The sequence below is a fragment of the Pseudomonas sp. B16(2017) genome (assembly GCF_002113205.1).
Classification (GTDB): Bacteria; Pseudomonadota; Gammaproteobacteria; order Pseudomonadales; family Pseudomonadaceae; genus Aquipseudomonas; species Aquipseudomonas pharyngis.
Map to the genome: position 1 here is coordinate 159119 of NZ_NEKA01000005.1, position 23130 is coordinate 182248.

Genomic DNA, 23130 nt, shown 5'->3' on the forward strand with positions numbered 1-23130 from the left:
GCCATTATCGTGAACATGCCTGAACGAGACCCTGCCATGAGTGAAGAGATTCTGATCAACATCACGCCGATGGAATCGCGTGTGGCGGTGGTCGAAAACGGTGTGCTGCAAGAAGTGCACGTCGAGCGTACGCAAAAGCGCGGGATCGTCGGCAACATCTATAAAGGCAAGGTGGTGCGGGTCCTGCCGGGCATGCAGGCGGCCTTCGTCGACATCGGCCTGGATCGCGCAGCCTTCATTCATGCCTCGGAAATTTCCCTGCGCGAAGGCCCGGCGGTGGAAAGCATCAGTGCGCTTGTACACGAAGGCCAGAGCCTGGTGGTGCAAGTCACCAAGGATCCGATCGGTTCCAAAGGTGCGCGGCTGACAACGCAATTGTCGATCCCGTCGCGCTATCTGGTGTACATGCCGCGCACCGCCCACGTCGGCATTTCTCTGAAGATCGAAGACGAAGCCGAGCGCGAACGCCTCAAACAGGTGGTAAGCGACTGCGTGGCCAAAGAAGGCATCAAGGAGGCCGGCGGCTTCATTTTGCGTACCGCCGCCGAAGGTGCCGGGGCCGATGAGATCCTGATGGACATCCGCTACCTGCGCCGCTTGTGGGATCAGATCAACGAGCAGATCAAGACCATCGGCGCACCGAGCGTGATCTACGAAGACTTGGGCCTGGCGCTGCGTACCCTGCGCGATCTGGTCAGCCCGAAGATCGAGAAGATCCGCATCGACTCCCGGGAAACCTTTCAGAAAACCACGCAGTTCGTCGCCGAACTGATGCCGGAAATCGCCGATCGTCTGGAACACTACCCGGGTGAGCGGCCGATCTTCGACCTGTACGGCGTCGAAGACGAAATCCAGAAAGCCTTGGAACGGAAGGTGCCGCTGAAGTCCGGCGGTTATCTGGTGATCGATCCGGCGGAAGCCATGACCACCATTGACGTGAACACCGGGGCGTTCGTCGGTCATCGCAATCTTGAAGAAACCATCTTCAAGACCAACCTCGAAGCCGCGACCGCGATTGCCCGGCAGATGCGCCTGCGCAATCTGGGCGGGATCATCATCATCGACTTCATCGACATGGAAGACGAAGAGCACCAGCGTCAGGTGCTGCGTACCCTGGAGAAACAGCTGGAGCGCGATCACGCCAAGACCAACATCATCGGCATTACCGAGTTGGGCCTGGTGCAGATGACGCGCAAGCGTACCCGCGAAAGCCTCGAGCAAGTGCTTTGCGAACCGTGCAGCAGCTGTCAGGGCCGGGGCAAGCTGAAAACCCCGGAAACCATTTGCTACGAGATTTTCCGCGAGATCCTGCGTGAAGCCCGGGCCTATCAGGCCGAGGGTTATCGGGTGCTGGCGAACCAGAAAGTCGTCGACCGGCTGCTCGATGAAGAGTCCGGTAACGTGGCCGAACTTGAAGGTTTCATCGGGCGCACCATACGCTTCCAGGTGGAAACCATGTATTCCCAGGAACAATATGACGTGGTGCTGCTCTGAACCCCTGCATCACCTTTTTCCTGAAACGGCTGGCCTCAGCTTTTTGCAGTATTTTTGCCATGGGAGCCAACTGACATGGAACGTCTGACACGCATTTTGGCCGCACTGACCCGCTGGGGTCTGGGCCTGTGCGCGTTGGTTCTGGTATTGATGGCGTTGTACGTCAGTCTCGGCCGGGAACTCACGCCACTGGTGGCCGAATACCGCGCCGATATCGAAGACAAGGCCAGTGCCGCCCTGGGCATGCCGCTGCAGATCGGCGAGCTGGAAGGCAACTGGAGTGGATTCGCGCCGATCCTGTTGGCCCACGACGTGATGGTCGGCAGCGGCGCCAATGCCCTGCGCCTGGATCGGGTGCGCGCGGTGCCGGATCTTTGGGCCAGTTTGCTCGCCCGGGAAGTACGCATCGCCCATCTTGAACTCAACGGTCTGAAGATCAGCCTCAAGGAAGGCGAAGACGGAAAGTGGGCGCTGGAAGGCTTGCCGGTGCAGCAGGACCAGCCCATGGATCCCGAGCAACTGTTCAACCGCATGCAAATGATTCAGCAACTGTCGGTGCTCGACAGTCAGGTGACGTTGCAGCCGCTGGAGCAGGCGCCGCTGACCCTCACTTATGTCGGTCTCAATCTGAAGACCGGGTCCAGCCGCCAACGCCTCGATGCGCGCCTGACCCTGCCCGACGGTCAGCCTGTGGCGCTGAGCCTGCGCACACGACTTCGTCCGAATCAGTGGCAGAGCAGCGAAGTGGAAGGTTATGTCAGCCTGCCGCAAAGCGACTGGTCAAAATGGTTGCCCGAGCGCCTGACTCAACAATGGAATTTCTCCGAGATCAAGGCCGGTGGTGAGCTGTGGGTCAACTGGCGCGAGGGGGCGTTGCAGAGTGCTGCGATCCGTCTCAATGCGCCGCAACTGACCGGCGCCTACGCTGAACGCAAGCCGATCCAGATCAACAATCTGGCGCTCAATGGCTATTTCCAGCGCGGCTCCGAGGGAGCCATTGTCACACTTGATTCGCTGGCGATGAATGTCGGCGAAACCCGTTGGGAATCCCATGTGCAGATCAAACAGACTGCCGCCACCGATAGCACCGACGAACTCTGGCATCTGCAGGCTGACCGGCTCGACCTGACCCCGATCACACCTTTGCTCAATGCCCTCGGCCCTTTGCCCCAAGGCTTCGCCACCGTGGTCGAGCGCCTGAAAGTGACCGGCGGTCTGCGTAACGTGCTGCTGGATTTCCGGCCGAACGCCACCGACGACAGCAAATTCAGCTTCGCCGCCAACCTCGATCAAGTCGGCTTCGACGCCTACCACGGCGCGCCGGCGGCACGGAATGTCAGCGGCAGTCTTACCGGCAATCTCGGCGGCGGGGAGCTGCGCATGGACAGCAAGGACTTCGTCCTGCACCTCGATCCGATCTTCGCCAAGCCGTGGCAATACATTCAGGCCAACGCCCGGTTGACCTGGAAGCTCGATAAAGAAGGTTTCACCCTGATTGCGCCGTACCTGAAGGTGCTCGGCGAGGAAGGCAAGATCGCCGGCGACTTCCTGATCCGCCTGCATTTCGATCACAGCCAGGAAGACTACATGGATCTGCGGGTCGGTCTGGTGGATGGCGACGGTCGCTACACCGCCAAGTACTTGCCGCAAGTCCTGAGCCCGGCCCTCGATGAATGGCTGCGTACGGCGATTCTCAAGGGCGCGGTGGATCAGGGTTTCTTCCAGTATCAGGGTTCGCTGAACAAGAACGCCGGGGAAGCGGATCGCAGCATCAGTCTGTTCTTCAAGGTGCACGACGCCGAACTGGCGTTCCAGCCAGGCTGGCCGCACGTGAGCAAGGTCAACGGTGATGTGTTCATCGAAGACAGCGGCGTGCGGATTCTGGCCAGCAAGGGTCAGTTGCTCGACACCCAGGTCAGCGATGTCTTCGTCAATATTCCCCATGTGCCGAGCGGCGAGCACAGCCATATGTTCCTCGACGGCAGCTTTGCCGGCGGGCTGGGCGATGGCCTGAAGATTCTTCAGGAGGCGCCGATCGGCACCGCCGATACTTTTGCCGGCTGGGAAGGCGAGGGTGACCTGCAAGGCAAACTCAAACTCGATGTGCCTTTGGCCAAGGGTGATCAGCCGAAAATTCTCGTCGACTTCAAAACCGCCAATGCGCGCTTGAAGCTGGCGGAGCCGAAGCTGGAATTGAGCCAGCTCAAGGGCGACTTCCGCTTCGACAGCGCCAAAGGGCTGAGCGGGCAGAACATCAGTGCCCGGGCCTTCGACAAACCGGTGACCGCGCAAATCTTCGCCGACGGCGCCCCCGGCAAACTCAAGACCCGGGTCGCGGCGTCAGGACAGGTCGAGGTCAAGAAACTCACCGACTGGCTGGGTGTGACTCAGCCTTTGCCGGTGTCCGGGACGATTCCGTATCAGCTGCAAGTGAATCTGGACGGTGCCGACAGCCAATTGATGGTCAGCTCCAGTCTGAAAGGCGTGGCGGTGGATCTGCCGGCGCCGTTCGGCATGGCCGCCGATGTCGGGCGTGACACGGTGTTCCGGATGACATTGCAGGGGCAGGAACGGCGTTACTGGGTCAATTACGATCAACTGGCCAATTTCACTTTCGCCGCGCCACCGAGCAGTTTCGCCGATGGTCGTGGCGAGTTGTTCCTTGGCGCTGGCGAAGCGGTGTTGCCGGGCAACAAAGGCCTGCGGGTGCGTGGCGTGTTGTCGGAGCTGGACGTAAAGCCGTGGCAGGATCTGCTGGACAAATACGCCGGCCAGGATCCAGGCGGCAACGCCAAACAGTTGCTCAGCAGCGCAGATTTCAAGATCGGCAAACTCACCGCCTTCGGCACCACCCTGGATCAGGCAGCCGTGCAGGTGAATCGCAAGCCCGGTGCCTGGGCGCTGGCCCTCGACAGCCAGCAGGCCAAAGGCACGGCGGGCATTCCTGACGCCAAGGGCGCGCCGATTGCGGTGAACCTGCAATACGTGCGATTGCCAGCGCCGGACCCGACGGTGCAGGCCGACGAAAACGCGCCGGACCCGCTGGCCTCGGTCGATCCCAGCAAGATTCCGGCGCTGGATATCACCATCAATCAATTGTTCCAGGGCCAGGACCTGGTCGGCGGCTGGTCGCTCAAGATTCGGCCGACCGCCAAGGGCATTGCCCTGAACAACCTCGATCTGGGCCTCAAGGGCATCCTCTTGCAGGGCAGCGGTGGCTGGGAGGGAGCGCCCGGTGCCACGACCAGTTGGTACAAGGGGCGGATCGGCGGCAAGAACCTCGCCGATGTGCTCAAGGGCTGGGGTTTTGCGCCGAGCGTGACCAGCGAAGAATTCCACATGGATGTCGATGGCCGCTGGCCGGGCTCGCCGGCGTGGCTGGCGACCAAGCGCTTCTCCGGCACACTCGACGCGTCCCTTAACAAAGGCCAGTTCGTCGAAGTCGAGGGCGGTGCCCAGGCGTTGCGGGTGTTCGGTCTGCTCAACTTCAACTCGATTGGCCGGCGTTTGCGTCTCGACTTCTCCGACCTGTTCGGCAAAGGCCTGAGCTACGACCGGGTCAAGGGATTGCTGGTGGCGACCAACGGCGTGTATGTGACGAAAGAGCCGATCAAGTTGACCGGCCCCTCGAGCAACCTGGAACTGGACGGCACGCTGGATCTGGTGGGCGACAAGGTAGATGCCAAATTGCTGGTGACTTTGCCTGTGACCAACAACCTGCCGATTGCCGCGCTGATTGTCGGCGCGCCGGCCGTCGGCGGTGCGTTGTTCCTGATCGACAAGCTGATCGGCGATCGCGTGGCGCGGTTCGCCAGCGTCAAATACACCGTCAAAGGCCCGTGGAAAGAGCCGAAAATCACCTTCGACAAGCCTTTTTGAACAGCCAGCCCCTGAACCGATGGAGTAGCATGGCCGCATACCTCTTGCGGAGTGCGCCATGTCTTTAGCGGTGATTCAAATGGTCAGCCAGAGCGATGTGCTGGCCAATCTGCGCGATGCCCGACGTTTGCTCGAACAGGCCGCCAACGCCGGCGCGAAGCTGGCGGTGCTGCCGGAAAACTTCGCGGCCATGGGCCGTCGCGACATCGCCGATATCGGCCGCGCCGAAGCGCTTGGCGAAGGCCCGATCCTGCCGTGGTTGAAACAGACCGCCCGCGACCTCAGGTTATGGATAGTGGCCGGCACCTTGCCGTTACCACCGGTGGGGCAGCCCGAGGCCAAGTCCCATGCCTGCTCGCTTCTGGTGAACGATCAGGGCGAAATCGTTGCACGCTATGACAAGTTGCACCTGTTCGATGTCGACGTAGCGGACAATCGCGGCCGTTACCGCGAATCCGATGACTATGCTTATGGCAGTGGCGTGGTGGTCGCGGACACGCCGGTCGGGCGATTGGGCCTGACGGTGTGCTACGACCTGCGCTTCCCGGAGCTGTACAGCGAATTGCGCGCAGCCGGGGCTGAACTGATTACCGCACCGTCGGCCTTCACTGCGGTGACGGGGGCGGCGCACTGGGATGTACTGATCCGCGCGCGGGCCATTGAAACCCAGTGCTACGTGCTGGCGGCAGCCCAAGGCGGAACGCATCCGGGGCCGCGGGAAACCTTTGGCCACGGGGCGATTGTCGATCCGTGGGGCCGCGTGCTGGCGCAGCAGGAACAAGGCGAAGCCGTGTTGCTGGCCGAGCGCGACAGCAATGAACAAGCGTCCATCCGGGCGCGAATGCCGGTGACCGGTCATCGGCGGTTTTTTTCGCAGGGCGCACAGCGACCTGCTTCAGAACACGAATTTAAGGCGTAAAACCTATGAGCGAGTTGTTGTCCTCAGTCAGTGATCACCTGTTGGCGCCCGGCGGCGTGACGATCGAGAGCCTGCAAGGCGTGCTCGGTGATCTGGCGGGTCCAGGCATCGATGCGGCCGACCTGTATTTCCAGGGGCAGATTTCCGAGTCCTGGTCGCTGGAAGACGGCATCGTCAAGGAAGGCAGTTTCAACCTCGACCAGGGCGTCGGCGTGCGTGCGCAGTCCGGCGAAAAAACCGGTTTCGCGTACAGCAACGCGATCACCCTCGAAGCCCTCGGCGCGGCGGCCCGTGCGGCCCGTTCGATTTCCCGCGCCGGGCAGAACGGCACGGTGCAGGCGTTCAGCACCCAGGACGTCGCCCAGTTGTACGCGCCGGACAATCCGCTGGAAGTCCTGAGCCGCGCTGAAAAAGTCGAATTGCTCAAGCGCATCGATGTGGCGACCCGCGCCCTCGACCCGCGAATCCAGCAGGTCAGCGTGAGCATGGCCGGGGTCTGGGAGCGGATTCTGGTGGCCTCGACCGACGGCGGCCTGGCGGCCGATGTGCGTCCGCTGGTGCGTTTCAATGTCAGTGTGATCGTCGAGCAGAACGGCCGTCGCGAGCGCGGCGGACATGGCGGCGGCGGGCGTACCGACTACCGTTATTTCCTCGCCGAAGACCGCGCCATGGGCTATGCCCGTGAGGCGCTGCGTCAGGCGCTGGTGAACCTGGAAGCGATTCCGGCACCGGCCGGGACCTTGCCGGTGGTTCTGGGCTCGGGATGGTCCGGCGTGCTGCTGCACGAAGCGGTCGGCCACGGCCTGGAAGGCGATTTCAACCGCAAGGGCAGTTCAGCCTACAGCGGACGCATGGGCGAAATGGTTGCCTCCAAGCTTTGCACCATCGTCGATGACGGCACCCTGAGCGGTCGTCGCGGCTCCCTGAGCGTCGACGACGAAGGCACCCCGACCGAGTGCACCACGCTGATCGAAAACGGCGTGCTCAAAGGCTACATGCAGGACAAGCTCAACGCGCGGCTGATGGGCGTAGCCCGCACCGGCAACGGTCGGCGCGAATCCTATGCGCACCTGCCGATGCCAAGGATGACCAACACTTACATGCTCGGCGGCCAGAGCGATCCGGCGGAAATCATCGCCTCGGTGAAAAAGGGCATCTACTGCGCCAACCTCGGCGGCGGTCAGGTCGACATCACCAGCGGCAAATTCGTGTTCTCCACCAGCGAGGCTTATCTGATCGAGGACGGCAAGATCACTGCACCGGTCAAAGGCGCAACGTTGATCGGCAACGGTCCGGAAGCGATGAGCCGGGTGTCGATGGTCGGTAACGATCTGGCGCTGGACAGCGGTGTGGGCACATGCGGCAAGGACGGGCAGTCGGTGCCGGTGGGTGTGGGTCAGCCGACCCTGAAAATCGATGCGATCACCGTGGGTGGCACGGGCGCATAAGAAGGGATGGAGCTTCGGGTGGCGCGCGGTGCGGCCACCCGGTGGCGAATATCAGCGCAGACCGCGTTGAGTCTCGTCCAGCTCACGGATGTACTTGAAGATCTTGCGGCTCGACGCAGGAGGTTTGTTTTGCGCAACCTCGTGCTGGGCCTGACGGATCAGGGAACGCAGTTGCTGGCGGTCGGCGTCCGGGTAATCGACGACGAATTTCTCCAGTACGGCATCGTCACCGGCGATCAGGCGGTCACGCCAGCGTTCGAGGTTGTGAAAACGCTCGTTGTACTGACGGGTAGAGGCATCGAGTTGATCGAGCAGGGTGAGAATCGCGTCAGTGTCCTGATCGCGCATCAGTTTGCCGATGAACTGCAAGTGCCGCTTACGCGCGATGTTCGCGGTGTGCTTGGGCGCATCAGCCAGGGCCCGGCGCAAAGCGTCGGTCAATGGCAGTTTTGCCTGCAAGTCGGGCTTGAGCGTTGTAAGGCGCTCGCCAAGGTCAACCAGAGCATGCAGCTCGCGTTTGACCTGGGATTTGCTTTTTTCTCCCGTATCGAGGGAGTCGTCGTAAGAATCAACCATGGTGGCAGTCCGCAAAGAAACGCCGCCATGATAACCAGTCGGGGGCCGCTTGTCCGGCCCGGTCGCTCGAAGGCCCCAGCCGAAAGCAGAATTTGAGTGGAGATGAGCATGAGTGCAGTTGAAAGCGTCGGCCCACAGGCATTGCCGGCACTGCAGGAACAGGTCGAGCAGATCATCGCCGAAGCCAAGCGTCAGGGAGCCAGTGCCTGCGAAGTAGCGGTTTCGCTGGAGCAGGGTCTGTCGACGTCGGTGCGTCAGCGTGAAGTCGAAACGGTCGAGTTCAACCGCGATCAGGGTTTTGGCATCACGTTGTATGTCTGCCAGCGCAAGGGCTCGGCCAGCACGTCTGCCACCGGGCCGGATGCGATTCGCGAGACTGTCGCCGCCGCCCTGGCGATTGCCAAGCACACGTCGGAAGACGAAGCCTCGGGGCTGGCCGATGCCGCGCTGATGGCCCGGGATATCCAGGATTTCGATCTGTTCCACCAATGGGACATTACCCCGGAGCAGGCCATCGAGAAGGCATTGCTCTGCGAAGCCGCCGCGTTCGACGCCGATGCGCGCATCAAGAATGCCGATGGCACCACGTTGAGCACTCATCAGGGCTGCCGCGTGTATGGCAACAGCCACGGTTTCATCGGTGGTTACGCTTCGACCCGACACAGCCTGAGCTGCGTGATGATCGCCGAGGCCGATGGCCAGATGCAGCGCGATTACTGGTATGACGTGAACCGCCAGGGCAGCTTGCTGGCGGATCCGGTGAGCATTGGCCAGCGTGCGGCACAGCGCGCGGCGAGTCGTCTGGGCGCGCGTCCGGTGCCGACCTGCGAAGTGCCTGTATTGTTTTCGGCGGAACTGGCGGGCGGGTTGTTCGGCAGCTTCCTGTCGGCGATTTCCGGCGGCAGTCTGTACCGCAAATCGTCGTTCCTCGAAGGCACTTTGGGGCAGAAGCTGTTCCCGGAATGGCTGACCATCGACGAACGTCCACACCTGATGCGTGCCATGGGCAGTGCGTCGTATGACGGCGACGGTCTGGCGACCTATGCCAAACCGTTCGTCGAAAAGGGTGAGCTGGTGTCATACATCCTGGGCACGTATTCGGGTCGCAAGCTGGGCATGCCGAGCACCGCCAACGCGGGCGGCGTGCATAACCTGTTCGTCACCCATGGCGATGAAGACCAGGCCGCCTTGCTGCGACGCATGGGTCGTGGCCTGTTGGTCACCGAATTGATGGGCCATGGTCTGAACATGGTGACCGGCGATTACTCGCGCGGTGCGGCGGGTTTTTGGGTCGAGAACGGGGAGATCCAGTTCGCGGTGCAGGAAGTGACCATCGCCGGCAACATGCGGGACATGTTCAAGCAGATCGTCGCGGTGGGTAACGATCTGGAACTGCGCAGCAACATTCGCACCGGTTCGGTGTTGATCGAGAAGATGACTGTCGCGGGCAGCTAAGCCCCAGGCAGGTACAAAAAAAGGCGCGTCACCCGATTGGGTGGCGCGCCTTTTTTTGTGTCCACTTATTTTTCGGGTTGCGCAGAGCAGCTAAGAAGCCACTCTTGTTTTGGTTCTCATTATCATCTAATAATAAATCTCATTATCGAATGAGCCCGGGATCATGAGTTCTGCTTTGCACGAGCAGCCGTACCTCGAAAGCTGGCGCTGGATGAGCCGCCAGATCCGTTGCGCGATGGACCCCGACCAACCACGACTGATCGAACATTACCTGGCCGAAGGTCGATACCTGGCCTGCTGCACGGCGACCTCGCCCTGGACGGTCGCTGAAACCTCTTTCCGTCTGCTGCTCGACACGGCCACCGACATCGCACTGCCGTGGCATTGGCGCAGCCTGTGTCTCGATCAAGCCTGGCGCCCCTTGCGTGAAATGGAGCGCCTGTCGCTGTGCAAGTGCCGGCTCAAACACTGGCAAAGCTACACCTGGCAGCTCGCCACCTGCGAGTTGCAACCCTCGATTCCTCTCATTGAATTAGTCCAAGGATTTACCGATGACCAAGACACGTATTGAGCGCGACAGCATGGGCGAACTGCAGGTGCCGGTGGACGCTCTCTACGGCGCGCAGACCCAGCGTGCAGTGGATAACTTCCCGATCAGCGGCAAGCCGATGCCGACCCAGTTCATCCGCGCCCTGATTCTGGCCAAAGCGGCCGCCGCGCGCGCCAACGTTGAACTCAACCAGCTCAGTGCAGCGCAAGGCAAAGCCATCAGCGATGCCGCCCAAGGGTTGTTGGAAGGCGACTTCATGCGGCATTTCCCGGTGGACATCTTCCAGACCGGTTCCGGCACCAGCTCCAACATGAACGCCAATGAAGTGATCGCCACCCTGGCCAGCCGCTTGCTCGACGAACCGGTGAACGCGAACGATCACGTCAACTGTGGGCAGAGCAGCAACGACATCATTCCTACCACTATCCACGTCAGCGCCGCGTTGGCCTTGCACGAACAACTGCTGCCAGCGCTGCTGCACCTGGTGCAGGTGATCGAGCGCAAGGCCGAACAGGTCCATCATCACGTCAAAACCGGTCGCACCCACTTGATGGACGCCATGCCGGTACGCCTGAGCCAAGTGCTCAACGGCTGGGCGCAGCAGCTCAAGGCCAATATCGGTCACCTGCAGGATTTGCTGCCAAGCCTGCAATCCCTGGCCCAGGGCGGCACGGCAGTCGGCACCGGGATCAACGCGCATCCGGAATTCGCTGCGCGTTTCAGCCGACAGCTCAGCCAGTTGACCAACGTCCAGTTCACGCCGGGCAAAAATCTGTTCGCCCTGATCGGTTCGCAAGACACCGCCGTGGCCGTCTCGGGCCAGCTCAAGGCCACCGCCGTGTCCCTGATGAAAATCGCCAACGACCTGCGCTGGATGAACTCCGGCCCGCTCGCCGGGCTCGGTGAAATCGAGCTCGAGGGCCTGCAGCCGGGCTCATCGATCATGCCAGGCAAGGTCAACCCGGTGATCCCGGAAGCCACCGCCATGGTAGCTGCGCAAGTGATCGGCAATGACTCGGTGATCACCATCGCCGGTCAATCAGGCAATTTCGAACTGAACGTGATGCTGCCGATCATTGCCCAGAATCTGCTGAGCAGCATTGAGTTGCTGGCCAACTCCAGCCGTTTGCTGGGTGACAAGGCCATCGCCACCTTCAAGGTCAACGAGTCGCGCCTCAAGGAAGCGCTGTCGCGCAACCCGATTCTGGTGACCGCGCTCAACCCGATCATCGGTTACCAGAAAGCTGCCGAGATTGCCAAGCAGGCCTACAAGCAGGGTCGCCCGGTGATCGACGTTGCGCTGGAGCACACCGACCTGTCGCGCAGCCAGCTGGAAGAGTTGCTCAATCCCGAGAAACTCACCGCCGGCGGCGTGTAAGCACCGCAACCGCTTTGGAGGTTCACCATGGAGCACTGGAAACGCACGATCGAACGGGCCAATCGCTGCTTCATGCTGGGCGAGCTGATCGATGCCCGCGAGGCCTACCTGCAAGCATTGGCCCTGGCGCAGGTGTTGTTCGAGCGCTGGGCCGATGCCGACGAAGCGGTGGCGGCCTGCGTCATCTCCCACCACAACCTGGCGGATCTGCATCTGCGCCTGAATCAGCCGGAGGAGAGCGCCGAGTACCTGTGCGCGATCCACCAGCGCCTGTTGCAGACCATGCAGGACGAGCGCCTGCGTCCGGCGCTACGTGAGGCGGCGTTGCGCCAGAGCAGCAAAACCTATGTCGAGCTGCTCAATTTCATCAGCGAACACGGCGAATACCCGCGCACCCAGCGTTTGCTGCACCCGGATACCGGCAACGCGCGCCGCGCGCCTGCCCCACATCACCATGGAGTCCATTGAAATGGCTTTTACCCTGCCAGCCTTGCCTTACGCCTACGACGCACTGGAGCCGCACATCGATGCGCAAACCATGGAGATCCACTACACCAAGCATCATCAGACTTACATCAACAACCTGAACGCTGCGGTCGAGGGCACCGAATTCGCGGAATGGCCGGTGGAAAAACTGGTCGCCAGCGTCCAGCAACTGCCGGAAAAACTGCGCGCGGCGGTGATCAACCAGGGCGGCGGTCATGCCAACCATTCGCTGTTCTGGGAAGTCATGGCGCCTAACGGCGGTGGCAAACCGGACGGTGCGCTGGCCAGGGCGATCGATGAGCAGCTGGGTGGCCTCGACAGCTTCAAGGAAGCCTTCACCAAAGCCGCGTTGACCCGTTTCGGCAGTGGCTGGGCGTGGCTCAGCGTCACGCCCGACAAGAAACTGGTGGTGGAAAGCAGCGGCAACCAGGACAGCCCGCTGATGAACGGCAACACGCCGATTCTCGGGCTCGACGTGTGGGAACACGCGTACTACCTGCGTTATCAGAACCGTCGGCCGGAATACATCAGCGCGTTCTACAACGTGATCAACTGGCCACAAGTTGCTGCGCGCTATCAGGCGGCGCTGATTTAAGTCTTCTATAAAAACAATTCCAAGGCGGACTATGGGCACTGAGACACTGGCGATCGGAAGTGGGCGCATGTTTCGTTACGCAATCGGATCGCTGCTGCTGTTGGCGGGCATGACCTTGCTGGTCGCCCACGGACTCGAATGGCTGAATCTGGAGCCGAGGTTGTTGCGGGCATTGCAGGGCGGCGCGATTTGCGCCCTCGGCACCGCACTCGGGGCAGTTCCGGTGCTGGTGATCCGCAACATGCCCCAGGCGCTGGGCGATACGCTGTTGGGTTTTGGTGCTGGTGTGATGCTGGCGGCAACCGCGTTTTCGTTGATCGTACCGGGAATCGCCGCCGCCGAAAGTCTGGGACTGAGCCCATGGGGCGCCAGCGGCCTGATTTGCTTCGGCATCATGCTCGGGGCGTTCGGCCTGTATCTGGTTGATCGCCGTGTGTCGGGGGCCTCGCCGGAAATGCTCATCGGCACCGTCGAACATCCGGTGATTCCGCCACGGATCTGGTTGTTCGTGTTCGCCATCATTGCCCATAACATCCCGGAAGGCATGGCGGTCGGTGTCTCGGCGGGCGGTGGAATGCCGGACGCAGACAGTCTGGCCATGGGCATTGCCTTGCAGGATGTGCCCGAAGGGCTGGTGATTGCCCTGGTACTGGCTGGTGCCGGTATGTCGCGGGTCAAAGCGTTTTTGATTGGCGCAGCGTCAGGTCTGGTCGAACCAATGTTCGCGCTGCTCTGTGCGTGGCTGGTCAGTCTTGCCGAACTGTTGCTGCCCTTGGGATTGGCGTTGGCGGCGGGCGCCATGCTGCTGGTGGTGACTCACGAAGTCATCCCCGAGTCGCGACGCAATGGCCATGAGAAGCTGGCAAGCCTGGGGTTGCTGATCGGCTTCTGTCTGATGATGGTGATGGATACCGCGTTGGGCTGAACCGGGAGGAGGGAGCAAGCTCCCTCACTTCAAGTGTTTCAACCACCTTCGTCGAAGTAGTTGTTGATCAGTGTCACCAGCGCGTCCATGGCTTCCTGTTCCTGATGGCCTTCGGTACTCAGGTGGATTTTGGTGCCCTTGCCGGCTGCGAGCATCATCATCGCCATGATGCTTTTACCGTCAACCGTGGTTTCCGGGGTGCGGCCGACTCTGATCGTGCAATCGGGAAACTGGCCCGCCACTCCGACGAATTTTGCCGATGCGCGGGCGTGCAGGCCCAGCTTGTTGATGATTTCGATTTCACGAGCAGGCATCGCGGTGTGAATCCTTTAGCTGAGGTCGCGGTGGCGAACCTGGACGTTCTTCAGGGTCTTCTGCAGCGCCTGGCCAAGACGTTCGGTCAGGTAAACGGAACGGTGATGCCCGCCGGTGCAGCCGATGGCAATGGTGACGTAAGCGCGGTTACTCGCGGCAAAGCGCGGCAACCATTTCTGCAGGTACGTGTAAATATCCTGGTACATCTCCTCGACCTCCGGCTGCGCCGCCAGATACTCGGCGACCGGCTGATCGAGACCGGATTGCGCGCGCAGTTCAGGTTTCCAGTACGGGTTCGGCAGGCAGCGTACATCGAACACCAGATCCGCATCCACCGGCATGCCGCGTTTGAAACCGAAAGACTCCACCAGAAACGCGGTACCCGGCTCCGGCTGGTTCAACAGGCGCAGCTTGATGGTGTCGCGCAGTTGGTAGAGGTTCAGATTGGTGGTATTGACCTTCAGATCGGCCAGATCGGCAATCGGGCCCAGCAGGGCGGTTTCGTCGTCGATGGCTTCGGCCAGCGAGCGGTTGGCATTGCTGAGCGGGTGACGACGACGAGTTTCCGAAAAGCGTTTGAGCAACGTTTCGTCATCGGCGTCGAGGTACAGGACATCGCACTGGATGTGCCGGCTGCGCACTTCCTCGAGCAACTCTGGAAAACGTGACAGATGACTCGGCAGGTTGCGGGCGTCGATCGAGACGGCCACCAGCGGCTGGAGCATTTCGGTATGAACCAGCGCACGTTCGGCCAGATCCGGCAGAAGGCCTGCCGGCAGGTTATCGATGCAGTAGTAACCGTTGTCCTCAAGGACATCCAGGGCAGTACTTTTACCCGAGCCGGAACGGCCACTGACAATGATCAAGCGCATGGTTACGGCCTGTTCTGTTCTTCCAGTACAACCTGGTACAAGGCTTCGTTGCTTGGCGCGCTGCGCAGTCTGTCGCGCACGTCCTTGCGGTCGAGCATGCTGGCGATCTGGCGTAACAGCTCCAGGTGTGCATCGGTGGCGGCTTCCGGTACCAGCAGGACGAAGAGCAAGTCCACGGGCGCGCCGTCGATAGCGTCGAAATCGATAGGGGCATCAAGGTGCATCAGCGCACTGATCGGCGCTTCGCAGCCCTTGAGGCGGCAGTGGGGAATGGCGATGCCGTTGCCAAAACCGGTGGAGCCCAGTTTTTCACGGGCAATCAATGCCTCGAAGACATCTTGCATCTCCAGATCCGGAACTTCCCGGGCGATCAGGTTGGCAATTTGTTCCAGGGCTTTCTTTTTACTGCCGCCCGGCACGTTCACCAGGGAACGGCCGGGGGTCAGGATACTTTCAAGTCGGATCATGGGGGTGGGGGTTATCGACCGGTAGCGCCCTGAAGCAGGCTCTGGGTCTTTTCCTTATGCTTTTTGAGTTGTTTATCAAGCTTGTCGGTCAACGCGTCGATCGCAGCGTACATATCGGTATGTTCCGCGTTTGCGACGACCTCATTGCCGGGAATATGCAGCGTGGCTTCGATTTTCTGCTTCAGTTTTTCGACGCACATCGTGACTTGCACGTTGGTGATCTTGTCGAAATGCCCTTCGAGCTTCTTGAGCTTGAGCTCGATGTACTCGCGCAGAGGCTGGGTAACTTCCAGTTGGTGTCCACTGATGTTGACTTGCATACAGCTTCTCCTTCGTTGCCAGTGCATAAAGCGGCAGGCCGAAGAGCCTGCCACTGGAACGCTGTAACGTGGCTTACATCAACCGCTTGCGTTCGCTCGAAGGCGCGATCCCGAGGGATTCGCGGTACTTGGCGACGGTGCGGCGAGCCACCTGAATGCCTTGTGCCTCCAGTAAACCAGCGATCTTGCTGTCACTCAACGGCTTTTTCTGATTTTCCGCGGCAACCAGTTTCTTGATGATCGCGCGGATCGCCGTGGACGAGCATTCACCGCCCTCGGAGGTGCTCACATGGCTGGAGAAAAAGTATTTCAGTTCATATATGCCCCGTGGGGTATGCATGAATTTTTGCGTGGTTACGCGGGAAATCGTCGACTCGTGCATGCCAACCGCTTCTGCAATGTCGTGCAGGACCAGCGGCTTCATGGCTTCGTCGCCGTACTCCAGAAACCCGCGCTGGTGTTCGACGATCTGGGTGGCCACTTTCATCAGGGTTTCGTTGCGGCTCTGCAGGCTCTTGATGAACCAGCGGGCTTCCTGCAACTGGTTGCGCATGAAGGTGTTGTCGGCACTGGTGTCGGCGCGGCGCACAAAACCGGCGTATTGGGCGTTGACCCGCAGGCGTGGCACCGACTCCTGATTCAGCTCGACCAGCCAGCGCTCGTTGTCCTTGCGCACGATGACGTCAGGCACCACGTATTCGGCTTCGGTGGATTCGATCTGCGAACCGGGGCGCGGGTTCAGGCTCTGCACCAGTTCGATGACCTGGCGCAGCTCGTCTTCCTTGAGCTTCATGCGCCGCATCAACTGGCTGTAGTCGCGGCTACCGAGCAGGTCGATGTAATCGGTGACCAGGCGCTTGGCCTCGGCCAGCCAGGGGGTCTTGGCCGACAGCTGGCGCAATTGCAGCAGCAGGCATTCGCCCAGGTTACGTGCGCCGATGCCGGCCGGTTCGAATTGCTGGATGCGGTGCAGGACGGCTTCGATCTCGTCCAGCTCGATGTCGAGCTCCGGATCAAAGGCGTCGAGGATTTCTTCGAGGGTTTCGTCCAGGTAGCCCTGATTGTTGATGCAATCGATCAGGGTGACGGCGATCAGGCGATCGGTGTCGGACATCGGTGCCAGGTTCAACTGCCACAGCAGGTGGCTTTGCAGGCTCTCGCCGGCGGAGGTGCGGGTGGTGAAGTCCCACTCGTCATCGTCGCTGCTTGGCAGGCTGCTGGCGCTGGTCTGGTAGACGTCTTCCCAGGCGGTGTCCACCGGCAATTCGTTGGGGATTCGCTCGTTCCATTCGCCGTCTTCGAGGTTGTCGACTGTCGGCGCGGTCTCCTGATAGGAGGGTTCCTGGATCTCGGTGTTGGGCTTCTGTTCGGCGTTGTCGGCCATGGGATCGGAGTTGTCGAAGTCGTCGCCGTCTTCCTGGCGTTCGAGCATCGGATTGGATTCCAGAGCCTCCTGGATTTCCTGTTGCAGATCCAGGGTCGACAATTGGAGCAGGCGGATGGCCTGTTGCAGCTGCGGTGTCATCGTCAGCTGCTGGCCCATTCTCAAGACTAGCGATGGTTTCATGGCAGGGGCTTAACACCTTATTCGCCGGCGCTATGCGCCATCCACTACAGGGCGCCGGAGCGCCAAACTTAAGCAAATTATATGCCTGAAACTGTCGTGTTTGCCTAGAGCGCTGTAACAATAAAAGCGTATAAAAAGGCGCTTCAACGTTACAGCACCCGGACGGCTGGTGGGATGCTGTCGCGCTTACAGGCGGAACTCGTGACCCAGATAGACTTCCTTCACCAGATCGTTGGCGAGGATGGTCGCGGAGTCGCCTTCGGCGATCAACTGGCCGTCGTTGACGATGTAGGCGGTTTCGCAGATATCCAGCGTCTCACGGACGTTGTGGTCGGTGATCAGTACACCGATGCCCTTGGCCTTGAGGTGGTGGATGATCTGCTTGATGTCGCCGACCGAGATCGGGTCGACACCGGCGAACGGTTCGTCGAGCAGGATGAATTTCGGTGCCGTGGCCAGTGCGCGGGCGATTTCTACCCGGCGGCGCTCACCACCGGACAGGCTCATGCCGAGGTTGTCGCGGATGTGGCTGATGTGGAATTCCTGCAGCAGGCTTTCCAGCTCCTTGCGACGACCTGCCTTGTCGAGCTCCTGACGGGTCTCGAGGATGGCCATGATGTTGTCGGCCACCGACAGTTTGCGGAAGATCGACGCTTCTTGCGGCAGATAGCCGATACCGGCCTTCGCACGGCCATGCATCGGCTGGTGGCTGACGTCGAGGTCGTCGATCAGTACGCGACCCTGATCGGCCTGAACCAGGCCGACGATCATGTAGAAGCACGTGGTCTTGCCGGCGCCGTTCGGGCCGAGCAGGCCGACGATCTGACCGCTGTCGATCGACAGGCTGACGTCGCGCACGACCTGGCGGCTTTTATAGGCCTTGGCCAGGTGCTGAGCTTTCAGAGTTGCCATTACTGGGTTTTCTCGTCGGTTTTCTTCTTCGGCTGGATCACCATGTCGATGCGCGGACGCGCTTCGGTGACCTTGCTGCCAGTGGCTCGACCGGCGCTGGCCAGTTTCTTCACCGTGTCATAGACGATTTTTTCGCCCTGAGTGGTGTTGTTGTCCTTGTCGACGACTTTGGCCTTGTCGATCAGAACAACGCGGTTCTGCTGTGCGTGGTACTGAATGGTCACGCCCCAGCCCTGAACGGGTTTGGCATCACCGGCAGTCTGTAACTGTTCGAAGTAGGCGAGGTTGCCGACCGAGGTCACGACGTCGATGTCGCCGTTAGGCGCACGGGTCATGGTCACGGTGTTGCCTTTGACGATCATCGAACCCTGGGTGATGATCACGTCGCCTTTGTAGGTGGCAACGCCGTTCTTGTCGTCCAGTTGGGCATCGTCGGCCTGAATGCGGATTGGCTGCTCTTGATCGTTCGGCAGAGCCCAGGCGCTCACGCTTCCCAGTGCTGCGCCCAGACTGAGCAAAATAGGGAGGGTTTTAACGAGCCTCATACTGTCCTCTTACGTTCGATAGCAGGTGTATCCTGCTTTCCTTCAAATACGCTTTCATTCCTACGCCAGTCGATACACCGCCAGCGCCGTCGATTCTAACGGGTTGCTGGGTCTGCGCATATTGCTGCTGCGGGAACACCGTCATGCGAGTGGAGGTGATCAGGGTGTCGCGGTTCTTTTCGTCGGTGCGCTTGACGCGTACCGAGTCGATCAGCTCGACCTCGGTGCCACCGGAGTTCACTTCGCCGCGCTCACTGGTCACGTGCCATGGGAAATCGGTGCCACGGAACATGTTCAGATCAGGCTTGGTGACCAGTGTAATGTCGGTCGCCTTGACGTGCTCAGCCTTGTCGGACGTCATTTCGTACTGCACTTTGCCGTCTTCGAGGTACTGGATCGTGTGCGTATTGGTCGCGTACCAGTCGATCGGGCTTTCCTCTGCCGAAACCGGCGGTTTGTCGAGGAAGCGTTCCGGGCTGATGTTCCAGTAGCCGACCGCGCCGAATATCGCTGCGATACAACCGAACAACAAGATGTTGCGAAACTTTTTGCTAAACATGGTTGGACTCACAGATACGCATTGTTGGCGGCGTCGAGGCTGCCTTGGGCGCGCAGGATCAGTTCGCAGAATTCGCGGGCGGCACCTTCGCCGCCACGAGCCTGGGTGACGCCATGAGCGTGTTCGCGAACAAAAGGTGCGGCGTTGGCCACGGCCATGCCCAGGCCTACACGGCGGATCACCGGCAGATCCGGCAGGTCGTCGCCGAGGTAAGCCACTTGTTCATAGCTTAGGCCCAGTTGCTCCAGAAGACCGTCGAGAACGACCAGTTTGTCTTCACGGCCCTGAAACAGGTGCGGGATCCCCAGGTTCTTCGCCCGACGCTCGACCACCGGGGTCTTGCGACCGCTGATGATGGCGGTCTGTACGCCAGCGTTCATCAGCATCTTGATGCCCTGGCCATCCAGTGTATTGAAAGTCTTGAACTCGCTGCCGTCTTCAAGGAAGTACAGGCGCCCGTCGGTGAGGACACCGTCGACGTCGAAAACCGCCAGTTTGATGGCCTTGCCGCGTTGCAGCAGATCGTTGCTCATTTACATCACTCCTGCGCGCAGCAGGTCGGAGAGGTTGAAGGCGCCGATCGGGCGATCCTCTTCATCCACGACAACCAGCGCGTTGATTCGGTGGTCTTCCATGATTTTCAGGGCTTCGGCGGCAAGCATCTCGGCGCGGGCGGTCTTGCCGTGCACGGTCATCACCTGGTCGATGGTGGCGCTGTGGATATCAATGCTGCGATCAAGGGTGCGACGCAGGTCGCCGTCAGTGAAGATCCCGGCCAGCTTGCCGTCGGTTTCCAGGATGACGGTCATGCCCAGGCCCTTGCGGGTCATTTCCATCAACGCGTCCTTGAGCAGGGTGCCGCGCTGTACCTGCGGCAGTTCCTGGCCGGCGTGCATGACGTTTTCCACTTTCAGCAGCAGGCGTCGGCCCAGTGCGCCGCCGGGGTGGGAAAAGGCGAAGTCTTCGGCAGTGAAGCCGCGCGCTTCCAGCAGCGCCACGGCCAGGGCGTCGCCCATGACCAGTGCGGCGGTGGTCGAGGAGGTCGGCGCCAGGTTCAGCGGGCAGGCCTCGTGCTCGACGTGAACGTTGAGGTTGACCTCGGCGGCCTTGGCCAGCGGCGATTGCGGGTTGCCGGTGACGCTGATCAGCTGAATGCCCAGGCGCTTGATCAGAGGCAGCAGAGTGACGATTTCGTTGGTGGAACCGGAGTTCGACAGGGCCAGAATGACGTCATCGCGAGTGATCATGCCCATGTCGCCGTGGCTGGCCTCGGCCGGGTGCACGAAAAACGCCGGGGTGCCGGTGCTGGCCAGGGTCGCGGCAATCTTGTTGCCGATGTGCCCGGACTTGCCCATGCCGACCACGACAACACGGCCCTTGCTGGCCAGAATCATCTCGCAAGCGCGTACGAAATCGGCGTCGATATGGGGCAACAAGCCTTGTACGGCTTCCACTTCGAGGCGAATGGTGCGTTGTGCCGATTGAATCAGGTCGCTGGTTTGGCTCATGTCAGAAATCGTATAGCCCGATGAAAAGGCGGCGATTATAGCGGTTATGTTGAAAAGCCTCACGCAAGTTCGTCGTGCTTTGTCATTCCTGGTTACCAAAACTCTATAAATAACGCTTCCAGCCCTTCAACTCGCAGAATGCGGGCCGGTGCAGGCCTTGGGCGCTTGCCCTTTGCAGTGATATAGTTCGCCGCCAGTTCGGCCTGCCCGGGATGTAGGGGCTTTCCTCAGAAAGCCAGGCGTCCGAGTGAGAGGCTGCATCGCAAGGAGTTTAGATGAGTGCCGATAACGCCTACGCGGTCGAGCTGAAGGGAGTCTCCTTCAAGCGCGGTGCGCGGAGCATTTTCAATAACGTCGATATCCGCATCCCGCGCGGCAAGGTCACCGGCATCATGGGGCCTTCCGGGTGCGGCAAGACCACACTGTTGCGCCTGATGGGCGCCCAGTTGCGGCCATCCAAGGGCGAGGTCTGGGTCAACGGCCAGAACCTGCCGAAGCTGTCGCGCAGCGATCTGTTCGATGCGCGCAAGCACATGGGCGTGCTGTTTCAGAGTGGCGCCCTGTTCACCGATCTCGATGTGTTCGAGAACGTCGCCTTCCCGCTGCGTGTTCATACCGACCTGCCGGAGGAGATGATCCGTGACATCGTCCTGCTCAAATTGCAGGCAGTGGGGTTGCGCGGTGCGATCGAGCTGATGCCTGACGAGCTGTCCGGCGGCATGAAGCGCCGGGTCGCCCTGGCCCGGGCCATTGCCCTCGATCCGCAGATCCTCATGTACGACGAACCGTTCGTCGGCCAGGATCCGATCGCCATGGGTGTGCTGGTTCGCCTGATCCGTCTGCTCAACGATGCCTTGGGCATCACCAGCATCGTGGTATCCCACGACCTCGCCGAAACCGCGAGCATTGCTGACTACATCTATGTGGTCGGTGATGGCCAGGTATTGGGGCAGGGCACGCCGGACGAACTGATGGGCTCGGACGATCCGCGTATCCGCCAGTTCATGACCGGTGAACCCGACGGCCCGGTGCCGTATCACTTTCCAGCGCCGGATTACCGCGCAGATCTTCTGGGGAAGCGCCGCTGATGCGCAGAATTACATTAATGGAGCGTGTGCGTCGTTTCGGCCTCGCCGGAATCGACAGCGTCGCAGTGTTCGGGCGTTCGACCCTGTTCCTGTTTCATGCCCTGCTCGGGCGTGGCGGCATCGGCGGCGGGTTTGGCCTGCTGGTCAAGCAGTTGCATTCCGTCGGCGTGATGTCGCTGGTGATCATCGTGGTGTCCGGGATTTTCATCGGCATGGTGCTGGCGCTGCAGGGCTTCAATATCCTGTCGAGTTACGGCTCGGAACAGGCCGTCGGCCAGATGGTGGCGCTGACCCTGCTGCGTGAGCTGGGACCGGTGGTGACCGCGCTGTTGTTTGCCGGTCGTGCCGGCTCGGCGCTGACGGCGGAAATCGGCAACATGAAATCCACCGAACAGTTGTCCAGTCTGGAAATGATCGGGGTCGACCCGCTCAAGTACATCATTGCCCCGCGTCTGTGGGCAGGCTTCATTTCCCTGCCGGTGCTGGCGATGATCTTCAGCGTGGTCGGCATCTGGGGCGGTTCATGGGTCGCCGTCGACTGGCTGGGCGTCTACGAAGGTTCCTACTGGTCGAACATGCAGAACAGCGTGAGCTTCGGTGACGATGTGCTCAACGGCATCATCAAAAGTGCAGTATTCGCTTTTGTCGTCACCTGGATCGCCGTATTTCAAGGCTATGACTGCGAACCCACTTCCGAGGGGATCAGTCGTGCCACCACCAAGACCGTGGTTTACGCCTCGCTGGCAGTACTCGGCCTGGACTTTATTCTGACCGCTTTGATGTTTGGAGATTTCTGATGCAAAACCGCACCCTGGAAATCGGTGTCGGCCTGTTCCTGCTGGCAGGGATCCTGGCTTTGTTGCTGCTGGCCCTGCGGGTCAGTGGCCTGTCTCCGACTTCGACCACCGATACCTACAAGCTTTACGCGTATTTCGACAATATCGCCGGTTTGACGGTCAGAGCCAAAGTGACCATGGCGGGTGTGACCATCGGCAAGGTCACCGCGATCGATCTGGACCGCGACAGCTTCACCGGTCGGGTGACCCTGCAAGTGGATAAAAGCGTCGACAATCTGCCGACCGACTCCACAGCATCTATCCTGACAGCGGGTCTGCTGGGCGAGAAGTACATCGGTATCAGCGTGGGCGGCGAAGACACCCGCCTCAAGGATGGTGGAACCATCCACGACACGCAGTCGTCTTTGGTACTGGAAGACCTGATCGGTAAATTCCTGCTCAATACCGTTAGCAAAGACGCCAAATGAGGAGCTTT

At 60.7% G+C, this 23130-nt stretch carries 24 protein-coding genes; 13 read left to right on the forward strand and 11 right to left on the reverse strand.

Annotated elements, in window-relative coordinates; translation table 11 throughout:
- Window positions 1-36 precede the first annotated feature (36 nt).
- The 4 genes from rng (at window position 37) to tldD (ending at window position 7740) form a co-directional block, all read left to right on the forward strand.
- Window positions 37-1494, forward strand: a complete 1458-nt coding sequence (rng, locus tag CAG25_RS10400; protein ID WP_007953605.1) for a ribonuclease G — start codon at window positions 37-39, stop codon at window positions 1492-1494.
- A gap of 75 nt (window positions 1495-1569) precedes the next feature.
- On the forward strand, window positions 1570-5373 hold the full coding sequence (locus CAG25_RS10405) for a YhdP family protein (RefSeq protein ID WP_085611330.1): 3804 nt from the start codon (window positions 1570-1572) through the stop codon (window positions 5371-5373).
- Between the two features lie 58 nt (window positions 5374-5431).
- Window positions 5432-6292: a carbon-nitrogen hydrolase family protein gene (locus CAG25_RS10410; RefSeq protein ID WP_085611331.1), complete on the forward strand. Its 861-nt coding sequence runs from the start codon at window positions 5432-5434 to the stop codon at window positions 6290-6292.
- Between the two features lie 5 nt (window positions 6293-6297).
- The gene (gene tldD, locus CAG25_RS10415) at window positions 6298-7740 is read left to right on the forward strand and encodes a metalloprotease TldD (protein ID WP_007953601.1); all 1443 of its coding nucleotides are present in this window, start codon (window positions 6298-6300) and stop codon (window positions 7738-7740) included.
- Between the two features lie 51 nt (window positions 7741-7791).
- On the opposite strand, the gene yjgA is transcribed toward tldD, so the two are convergent.
- Complete coding sequence (gene yjgA, locus CAG25_RS10420; protein ID WP_007953598.1) at window positions 7792-8316, reverse strand: ribosome biogenesis factor YjgA; 525 nt, start codon at window positions 8314-8316, stop codon at window positions 7792-7794.
- Window positions 8317-8424: 108 nt separating this feature from the next.
- On the opposite strand from yjgA, the gene pmbA reads away from it, so the two are divergent.
- The 6 genes from pmbA to CAG25_RS10450 all read left to right on the forward strand — a co-directional run bounded on the left by pmbA (window position 8425) and on the right by CAG25_RS10450 (window position 13705).
- A complete protein-coding gene (gene pmbA / locus CAG25_RS10425; RefSeq protein ID WP_085611332.1) occupies window positions 8425-9771 on the forward strand; it encodes a metalloprotease PmbA in 1347 nt (448 codons plus the stop codon).
- Between the two features lie 163 nt (window positions 9772-9934).
- A complete protein-coding gene (locus CAG25_RS10430) occupies window positions 9935-10342 on the forward strand; it encodes a FagA protein (protein ID WP_085611333.1) in 408 nt (135 codons plus the stop codon).
- Window positions 10323-11699, forward strand: a complete 1377-nt coding sequence (locus CAG25_RS10435; RefSeq protein WP_085611334.1) for a lyase family protein — start codon at window positions 10323-10325, stop codon at window positions 11697-11699. Before CAG25_RS10430 ends, CAG25_RS10435 begins: the two co-directional genes overlap by 20 nt.
- Window positions 11700-11726: 27 nt before the next feature.
- Window positions 11727-12167 (forward strand): hypothetical protein, encoded by a 441-nt coding sequence (locus CAG25_RS10440; protein WP_007953590.1) that lies wholly within the window; start codon window positions 11727-11729, stop codon window positions 12165-12167.
- 1 nt (window position 12168) lies between these two features.
- Window positions 12169-12780 carry a superoxide dismutase gene (locus CAG25_RS10445; RefSeq protein WP_085611335.1) on the forward strand — a complete coding sequence of 204 codons (612 nt, stop codon included), beginning with the start codon at window positions 12169-12171 and terminating at the stop codon, window positions 12778-12780.
- Window positions 12781-12811: 31 nt separating this feature from the next.
- Complete coding sequence (locus tag CAG25_RS10450; protein WP_085611336.1) at window positions 12812-13705, forward strand: ZIP family metal transporter; 894 nt, start codon at window positions 12812-12814, stop codon at window positions 13703-13705.
- Window positions 13706-13743: 38 nt separating this feature from the next.
- On the opposite strand, the gene CAG25_RS10455 is transcribed toward CAG25_RS10450, so the two are convergent.
- From CAG25_RS10455 to CAG25_RS10500, 10 genes are all read right to left on the reverse strand, one after another.
- Window positions 13744-14019, reverse strand: coding sequence for an HPr family phosphocarrier protein (locus tag CAG25_RS10455; RefSeq protein WP_085611337.1), 276 nt, complete (start codon window positions 14017-14019; stop codon window positions 13744-13746).
- A gap of 15 nt (window positions 14020-14034) precedes the next feature.
- Entirely contained in the window at window positions 14035-14892 is an 858-nt protein-coding gene (gene rapZ / locus CAG25_RS10460; protein ID WP_085611338.1) for an RNase adapter RapZ, read from the reverse strand.
- Between the two features lie 2 nt (window positions 14893-14894).
- Window positions 14895-15359 (reverse strand): PTS IIA-like nitrogen regulatory protein PtsN, encoded by a 465-nt coding sequence (gene ptsN / locus CAG25_RS10465; RefSeq protein WP_007953580.1) that lies wholly within the window; start codon window positions 15357-15359, stop codon window positions 14895-14897.
- 11 nt (window positions 15360-15370) lie between these two features.
- On the reverse strand, window positions 15371-15679 hold the full coding sequence (hpf, locus tag CAG25_RS10470; protein ID WP_011332471.1) for a ribosome hibernation-promoting factor, HPF/YfiA family: 309 nt from the start codon (window positions 15677-15679) through the stop codon (window positions 15371-15373).
- Window positions 15680-15752: 73 nt separating this feature from the next.
- Window positions 15753-17246 (reverse strand): RNA polymerase factor sigma-54, encoded by a 1494-nt coding sequence (locus tag CAG25_RS10475; protein ID WP_011332472.1) that lies wholly within the window; start codon window positions 17244-17246, stop codon window positions 15753-15755.
- Between the two features lie 186 nt (window positions 17247-17432).
- Window positions 17433-18158, reverse strand: a complete 726-nt coding sequence (gene lptB, locus CAG25_RS10480; protein WP_007953572.1) for an LPS export ABC transporter ATP-binding protein — start codon at window positions 18156-18158, stop codon at window positions 17433-17435.
- The gene (gene lptA / locus CAG25_RS10485) at window positions 18158-18703 is read right to left on the reverse strand and encodes a lipopolysaccharide transport periplasmic protein LptA (protein ID WP_064593398.1); all 546 of its coding nucleotides are present in this window, start codon (window positions 18701-18703) and stop codon (window positions 18158-18160) included. Before lptA ends, lptB begins: the two co-directional genes overlap by 1 nt.
- Window positions 18690-19262 (reverse strand): LPS export ABC transporter periplasmic protein LptC, encoded by a 573-nt coding sequence (gene lptC, locus CAG25_RS10490; protein ID WP_007953568.1) that lies wholly within the window; start codon window positions 19260-19262, stop codon window positions 18690-18692. Before lptC ends, lptA begins: the two co-directional genes overlap by 14 nt.
- Window positions 19263-19270: 8 nt before the next feature.
- The gene (locus CAG25_RS10495; protein WP_085611339.1) at window positions 19271-19795 is read right to left on the reverse strand and encodes an HAD family hydrolase; all 525 of its coding nucleotides are present in this window, start codon (window positions 19793-19795) and stop codon (window positions 19271-19273) included.
- Entirely contained in the window at window positions 19796-20770 is a 975-nt protein-coding gene (locus CAG25_RS10500) for a KpsF/GutQ family sugar-phosphate isomerase (protein WP_064593399.1), read from the reverse strand. It abuts the gene before it with no gap.
- A 275-nt stretch (window positions 20771-21045) separates the two neighbouring features.
- On the opposite strand from CAG25_RS10500, the gene CAG25_RS10505 reads away from it, so the two are divergent.
- The 3 genes from CAG25_RS10505 to mlaD are packed head-to-tail and all read left to right on the forward strand — an operon-like array spanning window position 21046 to window position 23122.
- On the forward strand, window positions 21046-21858 hold the full coding sequence (locus CAG25_RS10505; protein ID WP_064593401.1) for an ATP-binding cassette domain-containing protein: 813 nt from the start codon (window positions 21046-21048) through the stop codon (window positions 21856-21858).
- The gene (gene mlaE, locus CAG25_RS10510; protein ID WP_007953561.1) at window positions 21858-22655 is read left to right on the forward strand and encodes a lipid asymmetry maintenance ABC transporter permease subunit MlaE; all 798 of its coding nucleotides are present in this window, start codon (window positions 21858-21860) and stop codon (window positions 22653-22655) included. The genes CAG25_RS10505 and mlaE overlap by 1 nt, the downstream gene beginning before the upstream one ends.
- A complete protein-coding gene (gene mlaD, locus CAG25_RS10515; protein WP_007953559.1) occupies window positions 22655-23122 on the forward strand; it encodes an outer membrane lipid asymmetry maintenance protein MlaD in 468 nt (155 codons plus the stop codon). The genes mlaE and mlaD overlap by 1 nt, the downstream gene beginning before the upstream one ends.
- Window positions 23123-23130 lie beyond the last annotated feature (8 nt).